The 14,316-nt window shown below is 41.1% G+C and carries 12 protein-coding genes and 3 pseudogenes; 13 read left to right on the top strand and 2 right to left on the bottom strand.

From position 1 onward, the window contains the following. Window positions 1-6 precede the first annotated feature (6 nt). The 13 genes and pseudogenes from FGL31_RS21400 (at window position 7) to FGL31_RS21350 (ending at window position 11,398) form a co-directional block, all read left to right on the top strand. Window positions 7-1,241: pseudogene (locus tag FGL31_RS21400) on the top strand (NADH-quinone oxidoreductase subunit D). Beyond that, entirely contained in the window at window positions 1,234-1,761 is a 528-nt protein-coding gene (locus FGL31_RS21395; RefSeq protein ID WP_099370482.1) for an NADH-quinone oxidoreductase subunit NuoE family protein, read from the top strand. Before FGL31_RS21400 ends, FGL31_RS21395 begins: the two are co-directional and overlap by 8 nt. A gap of 4 nt (window positions 1,762-1,765) precedes the next feature. Further along, window positions 1,766-3,120, top strand: a pseudogene (gene nuoF / locus FGL31_RS21390) (NADH-quinone oxidoreductase subunit NuoF). 24 nt (window positions 3,121-3,144) lie between these two features. Then, window positions 3,145-4,161, top strand: a pseudogene (locus FGL31_RS21385) (NADH-quinone oxidoreductase subunit G). An 11-nt stretch (window positions 4,162-4,172) separates the two neighbouring features. After that, the gene (gene nuoH, locus FGL31_RS21380; RefSeq protein WP_099370479.1) at window positions 4,173-5,210 is read left to right on the top strand and encodes an NADH-quinone oxidoreductase subunit NuoH; all 1,038 of its coding nucleotides are present in this window, start codon (window positions 4,173-4,175) and stop codon (window positions 5,208-5,210) included. Between the two features lie 11 nt (window positions 5,211-5,221). After that, window positions 5,222-5,746 carry a NuoI/complex I 23 kDa subunit family protein gene (locus FGL31_RS21375; RefSeq protein WP_099370478.1) on the top strand — a complete coding sequence of 175 codons (525 nt, stop codon included), beginning with the start codon at window positions 5,222-5,224 and terminating at the stop codon, window positions 5,744-5,746. 3 nt (window positions 5,747-5,749) lie between these two features. Next, window positions 5,750-6,256: an NADH-quinone oxidoreductase subunit J family protein gene (locus FGL31_RS21370; protein WP_099370477.1), complete on the top strand. Its 507-nt coding sequence runs from the start codon at window positions 5,750-5,752 to the stop codon at window positions 6,254-6,256. Further along, entirely contained in the window at window positions 6,249-6,578 is a 330-nt protein-coding gene (nuoK, locus tag FGL31_RS21365; RefSeq protein ID WP_099370476.1) for an NADH-quinone oxidoreductase subunit NuoK, read from the top strand. Before FGL31_RS21370 ends, nuoK begins: the two co-directional genes overlap by 8 nt. Window positions 6,579-6,623: 45 nt before the next feature. Continuing rightward, window positions 6,624-7,643, top strand: coding sequence for an NADH-quinone oxidoreductase subunit L (locus FGL31_RS29425; protein WP_317131108.1), 1,020 nt, complete (start codon window positions 6,624-6,626; stop codon window positions 7,641-7,643). Continuing rightward, on the top strand, window positions 7,573-8,529 hold the full coding sequence (locus tag FGL31_RS29420) for a proton-conducting transporter transmembrane domain-containing protein (RefSeq protein ID WP_317131107.1): 957 nt from the start codon (window positions 7,573-7,575) through the stop codon (window positions 8,527-8,529). The genes FGL31_RS29425 and FGL31_RS29420 overlap by 71 nt, the downstream gene beginning before the upstream one ends. Window positions 8,530-8,547: 18 nt before the next feature. Next, the gene (locus FGL31_RS29415) at window positions 8,548-9,045 is read left to right on the top strand and encodes a hypothetical protein (protein WP_317131106.1); all 498 of its coding nucleotides are present in this window, start codon (window positions 8,548-8,550) and stop codon (window positions 9,043-9,045) included. Between the two features lie 7 nt (window positions 9,046-9,052). Next, window positions 9,053-9,997, top strand: coding sequence for a complex I subunit 4 family protein (locus tag FGL31_RS21355; protein ID WP_317131105.1), 945 nt, complete (start codon window positions 9,053-9,055; stop codon window positions 9,995-9,997). Window positions 9,998-10,015: 18 nt separating this feature from the next. Next, entirely contained in the window at window positions 10,016-11,398 is a 1,383-nt protein-coding gene (locus tag FGL31_RS21350; RefSeq protein ID WP_138094347.1) for an NADH-quinone oxidoreductase subunit N, read from the top strand. A 139-nt stretch (window positions 11,399-11,537) separates the two neighbouring features. On the opposite strand, the gene FGL31_RS21345 is transcribed toward FGL31_RS21350, so the two are convergent. After that, window positions 11,538-12,083 carry an REP-associated tyrosine transposase gene (locus tag FGL31_RS21345; RefSeq protein WP_138094345.1) on the bottom strand — a complete coding sequence of 182 codons (546 nt, stop codon included), beginning with the start codon at window positions 12,081-12,083 and terminating at the stop codon, window positions 11,538-11,540. A gap of 301 nt (window positions 12,084-12,384) precedes the next feature. Beyond that, complete coding sequence (locus tag FGL31_RS21340) at window positions 12,385-14,067, bottom strand: hypothetical protein (RefSeq protein WP_138094343.1); 1,683 nt, start codon at window positions 14,065-14,067, stop codon at window positions 12,385-12,387. Window positions 14,068-14,316 lie beyond the last annotated feature (249 nt).

The raw sequence follows: 14,316 nt of genomic DNA, 5'->3' as shown, positions 1-14,316 counted from the left end.
ACAATCATGAGCAAATCTATTTCGAAAATATCACATAATGCACCTGTCTTTGAGGACAATGACCCTCAGGATGAGTTGATAACTCTCAATATTGGACCTACACACCCTGCTACCCACGGTGTATTCCAAAATGTAGTCCAAATTGACGGTGAACGTATCGTCAGTGGTGTCTCTACCATTGGCTATATCCACCGTGCATTTGAAAAAATCGCAGAACATAGACCCTTCTATCAAATTACGCCCTGACGGATCGTTTGAACTACTGTTCATCACCGATCAACACATATCGGTTGGTACCTGACGGTTGAGAAACTGTTGGATATCGAGATTCCAAAACGTGTACAATATATGCGCGTTATTGTTATGGAGCTGGCAAGGATAGCCGACCATATTATCTGTAATGGTATCCTTGGGGTAGATACAGGAGCGTTCTCGGGATTCCTTTATGTGATGCAGGAGCGTGAGTTTATCTATGAAATATATGAAGAGATCTGTGGTGCACGTCTGACAACCAATATCGGTAGAATTGGTGGTTTTGAGCGTGATTTCAATGATATTGCCTTTGCAAAGATCCGTGAGTTCTTGGTAAGATTCCCACCGGTATTAAAGGAGTTCCAAGAGTTATTTGACCGTAACAGAATCTTTATCGAGCGTACTTCGAATGTGGCGGCAGTAACAGCAGAGGAAGCTCTGAGCTATAGCTGGTCAGGTCCGATTTTGCGCGCAACAGGTGTTGACTATGATGTGAGGGCGCACAATCCTTACTGCTCATACGAGGAATTTGATTTTGATGTTCCGGTTGGTACCAATGGGGATGTGTATGATCGATTTATGGTGAGAAATGAGGAGATGTGGCAATCCCTGCGCATCATCGAACAGGCGCTTGAAAAAATAGAAAAAGAACCTAAAGGTGTGTTCCACGCGATGTTCCAGAATATTACCTGCCTCCAAAAGAACAGGTATATACCAATATGGAAGCATTGATCTATCACTTTAAGATCGTGATGGGCGAGTGGGATGCCCCTAAGGAAGAAGTATATGCTTCGGTTGAGGGAGCAAATGGTGAATTAGGTTTCTACCTGATCAACGATGGGGGCAGAAGCCCTTACCGCTTGCATTTCAGAAGGCCATCATTCATCAATTATCAGATGTTTGCACCGATGAGCAGCGGTATGTTGATCTCGGATGCCATCATCAATATGAGTAGTTTAAACGTAATAGCAGGTGAATTAGATGCTTAGTGTTAAAGAAAATATGATTGTCGATTTCTCGGCAGATCTTTTGGGGAAATTCTCCGAAGTAGTAAGTCGTTATCCTGAGGGCAAGCAGAAGTCAGCATTATTGCCGATTCTACATTTGGTTCAGGCAGAATATGGCTGGTTGAGCGTCGATGCTATGGAAAAGGTTGCATCCTTTCTGAGCATTGAGCCTATCGAAGTATTTGAAGTAGCGACTTTTTATACCATGTATTTTTTGCAGCCACAAGCGAAGTATGTACTTGAGGTTTGCCGTACAGGACCATGTTGCCTGGTAGGAGCGGAGAAGATCATGGCACATCTGGAAGATAGATTAGGCGTTAAGGAAGGTGAGGCGACGGCGGATGGTCTGTTTTCTTGGCGTGGTGTAGAATGTTTGGCAGCATGTGGATACGGACCTGTTTTACAGATCGGTCCAAGTTATACATTCTATGAGAATCTTACTCCAGAGAGTGTGGACACATTAATCAGTGATTTAAAGGAAAAATCAAAAAGCGAGGCTTAGTAATATGGGACGTAAGTTATTATTAGAACATATAGATGTGCCAGGCATCAATACCTTCGCTGTCTATCGTGAGAAGGGTGGCTATCGGTCAGTTGAAAAGGCCTTGAAGACCATGTCTCCGGAAGACGTAGTCGAGGAGGTTAAGAAATCGGGTTTGAGAGGTCGTGGTGGAGCAGGATTCCCAACAGGGATGAAATGGAGTTTCTTGGCTAAGCCTGAGGGTGTCCCTCGCTATTTGGTGTGCAATGGAGATGAGTCAGAGCCTGGTACCTTCAAGGACCGTTATCTGATGACTTATATTCCGCATGCATTGATTGAAGGAATGATTGTTTCCAGCTATGCACTTGGAGCACATACCTCCTATATCTATATCCGTGGCGAGATGATGCCTCAGATTCGGATTATGGAAAAGGCCATCGAAGAGGCTAAAGCTGCCGGATTCCTGGCAAGAACATCTTAGGGACAGGTTATGACCTAGAGATTTTCGTTCAGCCGGGTGGTGGAGCTTACATCTGTGGTGAAGAGACCGCCTTATTGGAATCATTGGAAGGAAAAAGAGGAAACCCAAGGATAAAACCGCCATTCCCTGCTGTAGCAGGATTGTATGGCTGTCCGACGGTTGTAAATAACGTAGAGTCGATTGCCGCAACAGTACCTATCGTCAATGATGGCGGTGAGGAGTATGCGAAAATCGGTATCGAAAGAAGTACAGGGACAAAGTTGATCTCCGCATCAGGGAACATAGCAAAACCTGGAGTTTATGAGATCGAAATGGGCCTTCCCGTTGAGGAATTTATCTTCTCAGAAGAATATTGTGGTGGCATGGCGAATGGAAAGCGTCTGAAGGCTGTGGTGGCCGGCGGGTCATCCGTTCCTATTTTGCCTGCAAACCTGATTGTTAAGACCATGCAAGGAAACCCACGCCTAATGACCTATGAGTCCTTGGCAGACGGTGGATTTGTAAGTGGTACCGCTATGGGATCAGGTGGTTTCATCGTATTTGATGAAGACCAATGTATTGTACGGAATACCTTGAATTATACCCGTTTTTATAGACATGAGAGTTGTGGACAATGTTCACCATGTCGCGAAGGAACAGGATGGATGGAAAAGATCCTAGAAAAGATTGAGTATGGCAGGGGTGATATGTCGGACATTGACTTATTATGGCAGGTTCAACAGAAGATTGAAGGAAATACGATCTGTCCTTTGGGTGATGCGGCAGCATGGCCCGTGGCGGCAGCAATCCGCCATTTCAGGGATGAGTTTGAATGGCATATCCTAAATCCTCAAGAAGCAATGCAAAGAAACTACGGTTTAGCACATTATGAAGATCCCCTAGTTCCAGTAACGGAATAAAGGATTTATTTAGAAAGAGCGACAATGGCAGAAGAAGTTCAAAATTTTAAAGTTACAATAGACGGAATAACGGTTGAAGTTGCTCCGGGTACTACGATATTAAACGCTGCAAGGCAGATAGGTGGTGATATTGTGCCACCGGCAATGTGCTATTACTCCAAGCTGGAAGGAACTGGTGGAAAGTGTAGAACCTGCTTGGTAAAAGTGAGCAAAGGATCAGAAAAAGACCCTAGGCCGATGCCCAAGTTGGTAGCATCCTGCAGAACAACCGTCCATGGATGGAATGGAAGTGCTCAACATCACCTCGCCAGAGGTGGTAGACGCCAGAAAGGCAGTAGTGGAAATGTTGTTGATCAACCACCCCTTGGATTGCCCTGTGTGTGACCAAGCCGGAGAATGTAAACTTCAGGACCTGAGCTATGAACACGGAGCAGACAAAACAAGATATGAATTCGAAAGACGTACCTTCGAAAGAATAGACATCGGCGAAAAGATCCAACTGCATATGAACCGTTGTATCCTTTGCTACCGCTGTGTATATGTTGCTAATCAGCTGACCAACAAAAGAGAGCATGGCGTTCTATTCCGCGGAGATCATGCTGAGATTTCAACGTACATACATGAAGCTTTGGATCATGATTTTATTGGGAACGTCATTGATGTATGCCCGGTAGGAGCATTGACAGACAAAACTTTTAGGTTCAAAAACAGGGTTTGGTTTACCAAACCAGTGAATGCTCACCGTGACTGTCCTAAATGTTCAGGGAAAGTGACATTATGGTATAAAGGGCCAGATGTAATCCGTGTAACAGGACGCAAGGATGAACACAATGAAGTCGAAGATTTTATCTGTGATACTTGTAGGTTTGAAACCAAACGAACTGACGATTGGAACTTAGAAGAACCTACAAAATCAGCGATCAATCCGTGATTTCATCGAATCATTACCTGCGTTTCGATCCGCCAAGCGTAATTAAGGACAATCCTGTTTTAAAGGAGGCGAATGTGGAACAGTTAGCAAGATCTGAAAAATTAAAATAGAAATAGGGAAGATGGAAACGGCCTTTATTTTAGAGAAATTAATCTTAGTAGTAATCATTTTTGTGATCACCTTGGTCATAGCGATGTATTCTACTTTGGCAGAAAGAAAGATTGCAGGGTTTATGCAGGACCGTTATGGTCCTGACCGTGCCGGTCTTTTCGGAATATTACAACCCCTGTGTGATGGTGGAAAATTCTTCTTTAAGGAAGAGATTATTCCTGCCGGGGCACATAAAACCTTGTTTATATTAGGTCCTACGATCGCAATCATAACAGCTTGTATCAGTTCGGCTGTTATTCCTTGGGGTCAGACCCTGACAATAGGTGACCAAGCGATCAAATTGCAGGTTGCCGATGTCAATATTGGTGTTCTCTATATTTTTGGGGTCATCGCCCTTGGGGTATATGGAATCATGTTGGGAGGATGGGCTTCCAACAATAAATTCTCGCTGATGGGTGCAATCCGTGCAGCATCACAGAGTATCAGTTACGAAATCGCAATGGGATTGTCGCTGATTGCTTTGTTGATGGTTACAGGTACCCTTTCCATCGGTGAGATCGTAGCACAGCAATCTGGTTTCGTCAATTGGAATATTTGGGTTCAGCCTTTGGGCTTCCTGATCTTTATGACCTGTGCATTCGCAGAATGTAACCGCGTGCCGTTTGACTTGCCAGAATGTGAAACTGAACTAGTCGGTGGTTACCATACAGAGTATTCGTCCATGAAATTGGGCCTTTATATGTTCTCTGAATATATCAATATGTTTGTTTCATCATCCTTGATGGCAGCCCTGTACTTTGGAGGATATAATTTTCCATTTATGTATGACCTCGGACTGTCAGAAAATTGGATTACAATCATTGGAGTATTGGTGTTCTTCCTGAAAATATTTGCTTTTATATTTTTCTTTATGTGGGTTAGATGGACCTTGCCAAGGTTCAGATATGATCAATTGATGAACTTAGGTTGGAAAATGTTGATCCCATTGGCCATTGCAAATATTGTATTGACAGGAATCATTACCATAGTTAAAGATACTTACTTTTAATAGGGAGGGAAATGCAGTCGTTATCAAATAGAAAAAAAGTATTAGAACAGAAACCGATGAGCTTTTGGGAGCGTATTTATTTACCTGCCATTGCCAAAGGTCTTTCGATCACTATAAAACACTTTTTCAAGAAAATTCCTACGGTGAAATATCCTGAGGAGATCAGGCCTTATTCGAAGAATTTCAGGGGTCAACATTCATTGAAGCGTGATGAACAAGGCAGAGAGCGTTGTACAGCTTGTGGCCTATGTGCTTTGTCCTGTCCGGCGGAGGCAATTACCATGACTGCCGCAGAACGTAAAAAAGGAGAAGAAAACCTGTATAGAGAAGAGAAGTACGCTGTAGTTTATGAAATCAATATGCTGCGTTGTATATTCTGTGGTCTATGTGAGGAAGCTTGTCCTAAGGAAGCGATCTATTTGGACGGCAAGCATGTTACCGCAGATTACTTGCGCAAAGATTTTATTTATGGGAAAGACAAATTGTTGGAACCAAAGTTTGATATCACGAAATTATCTCAAAATCAGCAAGCTTAACCTATGACCATATTTTATTTTGTAGCGTTTCTATCGATCTTCTTTGCGTTGATGACCATCTTCACAAAGAACCCCGTGCATAGTGTACTCTACCTCGTAATTACATTTTTCACCTTTACGGTTCATTATATCCTGCTGAATGCGCAGTTTTTGGCGGTTGTGAATTTTATCGTCTACATGGGGGCCATTATGGTTCTATTCCTGTTTGTGCTGATGCTTTTGAACCTCAACAAAGATACCGAACCGATGAAATCCCATCTTGTAAAATTCATGGGTGCGATCGCCGGGATGTGTCTATTGGCAACTTTGTTGGGTGCATTTAGAGTATTGGAGACCAATAATGAGTTTGTAAAGGCTTCTGAAGACCTTGGTCTGGTAAAGAACCTGGGAAAAGTATTGTTTAAGGATTTTCTGCTTCCATTCGAACTGTCCTCAATTCTGTTGTTGACAGCGATGGTAGGAGCAGTTTTATTGGCTAAGAAAGAAACACGAGCGAAACAAAATGGGTAATCTGATAGAAAATATGCAGGGTATTCCCCTGAATCATTATTTGATATTCTGCAGCATCATTTTCGTAATTGGTGTAATCGGAGTATTAATTCGCCGTAATGTCATCATCATCATGATGTCGATCGAGCTGATGCTGAATTCTGTGAATTTATTGCTGGCAGCGTTTTCGGCATATAGAGGTGACCCGAGCGGGCAAGTGTTTGTGTTTTTTATTATGGCACTGGCAGCAGCGGAAGTTGCAGTCGGACTCGCCATTATAATTATGGTTTATAGAAATACCAAATCAGTGGATATTGATTCCCTGAATAAGCTGAGGTGGTAAGAATTAGAATTTAAGAGAGAACTAGATATGAAAGAATTCATTTGGATGCTCCCATTAATTCCTTTGTTAGGATTTCTGATAATTGGTCTGCTCCGCAAGAGCGCGCCAAAACCATTGATCTCCATCATCGGATGTGGTACAATCCTGATTTCGTTTTTACTAAGCTGCGGTATTTTCAAGGAAGTATATGATGCACGCCAAGCCGGTGGAGATGGTATAATTTATCAAGAGGTATTCAATTGGTTTACCGTAGGAACATTTAACTTCAATATAAGTTTCTTGGTCGACCCATTGAGCTCAATCATGTTGTTGATCATTACCGGCGTGGGATTCTTGATCCACCTCTACTCAGTAGGGTATATGGCACATGATGAAGGATATGGCAAGTACTTTTCTTATCTCAATCTATTTATTTTCTTTATGCTCTTGTTAGTGCTAGGTTCGAATTACCTAGTGATGTTCATCGGCTGGGAAGGTGTAGGTTTATGTTCGTATTTGCTGATTGGATTTTGGTTCAAGAACAGCAACTATGGCAAGGCTGCTAAGAAAGCATTTGTCATGAACAGAATCGGTGATCTGGGATTCTTGATCGCGATGTTCTTTATATTGGCAAATTTTGGATCCTTGGAATTCAATACGGTTTTTGCCGGTGCCGGACAATTGGCAATGGGTGATACCACATTATTGATCATAACCTTATTGTTATTTGTGGCTGCAACAGGTAAGTCAGCACAGATTCCGTTGTTCACTTGGCTTCCAGATGCCATGGCAGGCCCAACACCTGTATCGGCATTGATCCACGCAGCAACGATGGTTACAGCAGGGATCTATATGATCGCTCGCTCTAATATCATGTTCTCATTGTCTCCTGTAACTATGCAAATTATTGCAATCATAGGTGTGGCAACTGCTTTAATCGCAGCATTTATTGCAATTACTCAAAACGACATCAAAAAAAGTCCTGGCATACTCTACCGTATCGCAATTAGGATATATGTTCCTGGGATTGGGAGTAGGTGCCTTTACTGGTGCTTTCTTCCATGTATTGACACATGCATTCTTTAAGGCTTTATTGTTCCTGGGTGCCGGATCGGTTATCCATGCCATGAGCGATGAACAAGATATGCGTTCGATGGGTGGTCTCAAGAAATATCTGCCAATTACTTACGCAACGATGTTAGTGGGAACCATTGCTATTGCGGGTATTCCACCATTGTCAGGGTTTTTCTCTAAGGATGAAATCTTGGCTCATGCTTTTGTTTCAAGCCCTGTATTCTGGGTATTGGGATTCTTAGGAGCGTTGTGTACAGCATTTTATATGTTTAGGTTGTTATATATGACTTTTTTCGGAGAATTTCGTGGTACCGAAAACCAAAAGCATCACCTACATGAATCTCCTGTTCAAATGACTATTCCTCTGATTGTACTGGCGGTTTTATCTGTTGTTGGAGGAGTAATCAATTTACCTGAAGCATTGCATGGTGGCACTTGGCTGGCAAACTTCCTGAGCCCTGTCTTTGCACAGACCAACCAAGTGGTGGAGCCTTTCCATCTATCGCACAGCACAGAATACGTGCTAATGGGGGCTTCTGCATTAGGAGCAATTATCATGGCCTTTATAGCTTATAATAAATACGTGAAGAAATCTGAAATCCCTCAGGGTGATGGAGCATCAGAAGAAAGCGGACTTTATAAATTGTCATATAATAAATTATATATCGATGAATTATATGATACGCTATTTGTACGCCCTTTGAACAGCCTTTCCAAATTCTTGCACTCCGTAGTTGAGAAAGCAGGAATAGATGGGCTTATCAATGGCATTGGGGATCTCTTTGTTTCTTCGGGAAAAGGAATTCGCCAATTACAGAGCGGAAATGTTGGATTTTATATTTTTATGATGGTAATTGGTGTTATTGCCTTCATGCTTTATGGATTATTTACAATCTAGATCAGAATTTAGGAATCAATGGACAACCTTTTTATACTGCTAATATTACCTGCAATAAGTGCTATCATCTTAGCCTTTATCAAAACGAGCTCTGCAAAATGGGCTGCTTTGGTATTGTCACTTATTCAATTGGGTCTAACCCTTCCTTTCATCTGTAATTTTGTGCCAGACGCCAGTATCCAATTTTCACAATCCTGGAACTGGATCTCCAGTTTAGGGATTCAATTTCAAATTGGTCTCGATGGTATCAGCCTACCGATGCTGATCTTGACAAATGGACTTATCCCATTAATCATACTTGCAAGCTTTGGCCATCAACAAAAGGGTGGTTTCTATGGCCTTGTGTCTTTTATGCAAGCCGGCCTTGTCTTGGTCTTTATCTCATTGGACGCTTTTTCATTCTATATGGGATGGGAAGCAGCATTAATTCCGATTTATTTTATCTGTGCCCTTTGGGGAGACGGCAACCGAATCAGTATTAACCTTAAGTTTTTTTGTATATACATTCTTCGGTAGTTTATTGATGTTGATCGCTATTGTCTATCTCTATCAACAAACTGGTGGCCGAGATATGTCATGGGCAACATTGACCAAACTGGATTTGACAGACGGTGCCCAAAACTGGGTGTTCTGGGCTTTCTTTATTGCCTTTGCAATAAAAATCCCTCTTTTTCCATTGCATTCATGGCAACCTGATACCTATACACATGCACCATCAACAGGAACTATGCTGCTGTCAGGTATTATGCTAAAGATGGGACTTTTTGGTTTATTGCGCTGGTTGCTGCCATTAACTCCTGAATCCGTATTGCGTTATGGTCATATTGCTTTGATAATGGGCTTGATCGGCGTGGTCTATGGATCTATCATCGCGTTTAATATGAAAGACGCCAAGAGATTGATCGCCTATTCTTCTATTGCTCACGTTGGCCTTATTGCTGCCGGCATCTTCTCCTTGACACAAGAAGGGATCCAAGGGGCAATCCAGCAAATGATAAACCACGGTATTTCTGTAGTAGGGCTGTTCTTCGCAATTGATATTATCCAACAAAGAACGGGAACTCGAAACCTAGATGAGCTGGGTGGCTTGGCAAGTAATATGCCTATCTTGGCCATTACTTTCCTGATCATCATTATGGGTGCTGTAGGACTTCCGTTGACCAATGGTTTTATTGGAGAATTCTTATTGTTGAAAGGTATCTTCTCAGGATCCGGTAATGGGGTGTGGTATGCCGTGGTAGGTGGTACTACCTTAATATTGGGTGCAGTTTATATGCTTCGCCTCTTTCAAAAAACAATGTTGGGACAAATCAATGATAGCCATGTTCATGTTGCTGATATCAAAGGCTATGAGGTAGTAGTCCTTTCAATTATAGTTATCCTGATCATCTTGATCGGTGTATTGCCTAATGGTCTATTGCACCTTTCTGAAGCATCAGTTTCACAATTATTACAAAAGATTAAATAGAACAAGTTTATAGATATTATGGGTGCGATTATTACGCTTTCTTTGTTAGGTATACTTATTTTGTATTTAGGGCTCTATAAAGCTAAAAATGCATTATTACCTGTTAGCATATTAGGCTTGTTATTTGCCTTGGGTTATGAAGTTTATTATTGGAATATGGAAGCAGTGCCTCTCTATAAAGGGATGGTAATCTTTGACCATTTCTCCCTTTCATTTTCTATCCTATGCCTGGCATTGACCATTTTGATTTTATTATTGTCGAAAGAATACTTTAAGGCAATCTCCGACAATATCGCTGAATATTACACCTTGATATTATTCTCTTTGACCGGAGCATTATTGGTATGTTCATACCATAATTTTGCGATGTTGTTTATTGGTCTGGAAATTATGTCAGTAGCACTTTATATCCTCGCCGGTATCCGTCGAAATGATAAAGCTTCAAATGAAGCCTCCCTGAAATATTTCTTGATGGGAGCCTTTTCAACAGGGTTCTTATTGTTCGGAATAACATTGCTATATGGCTCCACAGGTTCATTTGACCTGGCTGCCATCAAACAATATATCATTGATAACCCTACCGGAATATCACCGATGTTCTATGGTGGGATCTTATTGTTATTGGTAGGTCTATGTTTCAAGGTTGGTGCTGCACCTTTCCACTTCTGGACTCCAGATGTATATGATGGGTCACCAATTCTGGTAACAACTTTTATGAGTACGGTCGTAAAGATTGCTTCATTTGCAGGTTTCCTAAAATTGTTCAGTACAGTTTTGGTGCCTTTGAACGAATTCTGGACTCCAGTATTACTGACAGTAGTTATTATTACGCTATTTATCGGAAATGTGACTGCACTGATGCAAACAAGCTTTAAACGGATGTTGGCTTACTCGAGTATTTCACATGCCGGTTATATGTTGTTTGCAATCCTATCAATAGGGCCAAATTCAGCATCGGGAATATTGACTTATTCAGCTGCATACGGTTTGGCATCCATTGTTGCTTTCGGAGCATTGATCTTAGTGAAACGACAAATAGGCTCTGACCATTTCGAATCTTTCAATGGACTGGGCAAAAGAAACCCTTGGTTGGCATTTGCTGTTACCGTCGCGATGCTTTCCCTAGCGGGTATTCCTTTGACAGCAGGATTTATAGGAAAGTTCATGATGTTTTCAAATGTTATGAACGACTACCATACCGTGCTGTTAATCCTGGCAGCAATCAATGCAGCAGTTGGGGTTTATTATTATCTGCGCGTGGTTGTCCATATGTATTTCATGAATTCTAAAGAAGATCATACAGTAGCTACACCTGTGAATTTCCAGGTGGTCTTTGTGATCGCTGTGATATTGACGATTGTGCTGGGAGTTTATCCGGACTTTCTATTGGTGCTGCGGTAGCAATAGCCACCGTTCGGCTCCGCTGGCGCAAGTCTCAGTGCTGGCCAATGCTCAGGGCTAACTTGTGCCCTTATGCCCGTTAAGACCTTGTGCTAGCTTTCCCTATTGAAAACCAATAGTTGAAAATTTGTTCAATAACTCATTTCAATTTTTTTAATAGTCCTTTTAGTCCGTAATAATCTCTAGCACTACTATAGAGATACTCTTCTGCATTTTCTACAATTCCACTTTTAACTGGGTTATTATGTATGTATTGCAACTTTTGATTATATATAAATGTAGAATTATCAATATAGATAGGATGATTATCTTGAATCCAAAACTGATAATTTACATTATTTGAATTTTTTCGACCTGCATTTTTGAAAAATTGAACCATCCATTCTTTTCTGCTTTCGTGATTATTATTAATTATTGTCAATATCTCCTGAGATGTAAACTTTTTAAAGTCTCTTAAAATATTTGATAAGAAATATCCCTTTTTGCAACTAATAATCATATGCATATGATTGGTCATGATAACCCAAGTATGTACTTTCAATCCTTTATGGACTATGCAATGTTCTAGACTTTTTATAATAATGTCTCTATATAATTTATTGCTAAATACATCAATCCAACCAACAACCGTTAGAGTCACAAAATATTTAAGGCTATTATCAAAAATTTTATATCTAGTACTCATGATTAAGTCATTTATGAGTATTTAATATAACACTATTTGATATTAAAAAATTTAAGTTTGTATTAAATATTTATAACTTTTAAGTTACTTTAGAAATACTAGTAACATCAACGATTTTAGCAAAGCCAATGCTGGTGCAAAAGCCATGGCTGAGATTTGAGGCAGCATGCTGAAGCACAAGTCCGTCCGGCGCAAAGGCCATCGCAGAGACTTGCGCCAGCATTTCTTATAAAAGCAAGATCTGAAGCACGGTCAAGAAGCCGTGGTCGGTGTCTTCGCCGACCACTATTTTTTGAAGCAATTACAAAGGCAAATATTTAGGATCCGTCCCTGTACATTCAATAATCCCTTGCAACAAACTCTGCCATACCACCTTGAAAAAAGGGTGATTTGGATTTCGTTCATAATCTACCTGAGCAACATGATACTTCCCATTTGCATCGGGATTGCTGTCATTGATAAAGAATTTGTTTGCTATAAAAGAAAGAATCCCTTTCTTGCCTGGTCCCTTTTCCGGATGCTTCAATACATCAACCTTCAGGTGGTTGTAGTCAAATGTGAACTTCCCCCAATTCTTCACATCATTGCCATGCATATCAAAAGTAATCTTTTCAATATTTCCTTCAGCCAATCTAATATTCAATAGTGGTTCCAAAATCCGGTTGTACGCCCCTACTTTCATAGCCGTCAATCTCCCTTTATAAGAGTGATTGCCAGCCTTGCTGAGCATGTCAAAGGTGAAAAACGCACTCAGACGACCTTCCCCATAAATATTGCCCACCAAGTCTGCCGTCATATTCTTGTTTCTGCGCAAAACAGTTGTATCGTTGCTTACATTTTTCAATGTCCCCATGATGTTTTTGAACTCTATTTTTCCTTCCCTAAAGTACTTATCGCTGATCTGAGCATAACTGAGGTCTATGCCACTTACTTTTACTGCTTTTATAGAAAATGGCAAGCCTACCTTCATCAGCTGTTGGGCTGGCGATTGGCCCACTTTGGAGACGTTCTCCAATTGATAGCGTTTGTCCTTGGAAAGATCAAAAACTCCACCGACAACATGAGCTCTATCGGCCTCAAATAATTTTTCTGCCAATAGTTTGTCCATATTTATACCTGTAATCCATGTTGAATCCAGGTCCAGTTCTATCCTTGGTTTGTTCAGTTTGTCCTGTTTTGCAAAAGCCTCTAAGCTCAATGTAGGCTGCAAGCTCAACTTGGAAATCTGAGCATCCCGATTTTTTGAGCTGAACTTTAGGTCTTTGAAGCTAAACGTATATGGCGCTCCCTCCAAATTGGTCTTGAACCCCGGAATGTGCAAGGAGATATTCTTGGAATACAGAAACCTCGTGCTGTCAGAGCCCGAATGTTCATCAATCAGAAAATTGTCAACGGCTAAGTCAACTCCATTCACCTTTTTTGGTTTTGTGCCTTCCTTGTTTAGGTCCGCAAGTTCCAAATCAATGCCCTTCGCCCGAAACTCATCTACTCCCAATGACTTAAAACGATTCTTGATCATAGCATAAGGGCCTTTTTCTTCCTTTTTATCTTTATTATAAGGCCTATCCCGGAGTAAGACCTTCGCTTTCAAGGAATCTAGAGCAATGGTTCCAATATCGATCTTCTTATTGACTAATATCCCCCATACACTGACACCACTAATCGCTAAATGGTCCGCCCTAGCCTCAAACCTTGTATTGGGTGCTTTTTTGGCACTATCCAACTTTATATAGGCAGCACTGTCATTTTTGAGAAGAATGTCCTTTAGCGTAAGATTTCCACCCGCGATATCTAAGTCCAGGTCACTGTACTCAATGCTGTAAAGTCCTTCGGAGGAGTTGGTGATTCCTTCCTTCAGCTTATTGTCCAACATGGGTTCCAATTTATAAGAAACAAAATATAGCCCCCCTAATATCAATAAAATCAAGGCAGCAAGGATGCCTACCCAGATTTTCCATCTGTGTGATTTTTGTTTGTTATCCATTGTTTAAAGAACAGATAAGGAAAGGGGATTGTTTTAGGACACTATGGTTGGTGTCCCCACCAACCATCCATAGGACAATACCATTTCATGGCATGGAATGTTACTTTTGAGGCGCAAAAGTAACCAAAACGCTTGCTCATTTAAGGTGGCTTGTCGCACAAGTTTAACCCACATGGACAAAATGCCTTTTTGCCGAGGATGCCGTTCTAATCAATTATCTCTTTGGAGGAGATAATTGCTTGAAAGCAT

It is taken from the genome of Sphingobacterium daejeonense, from assembly GCF_901472535.1.
GTDB classification, from domain to species: domain Bacteria; phylum Bacteroidota; class Bacteroidia; order Sphingobacteriales; family Sphingobacteriaceae; genus Sphingobacterium; species Sphingobacterium daejeonense.
Note: the sequence above shows the minus strand (reverse complement) of the source record. Positions and strands in the feature narration are given on the sequence as shown.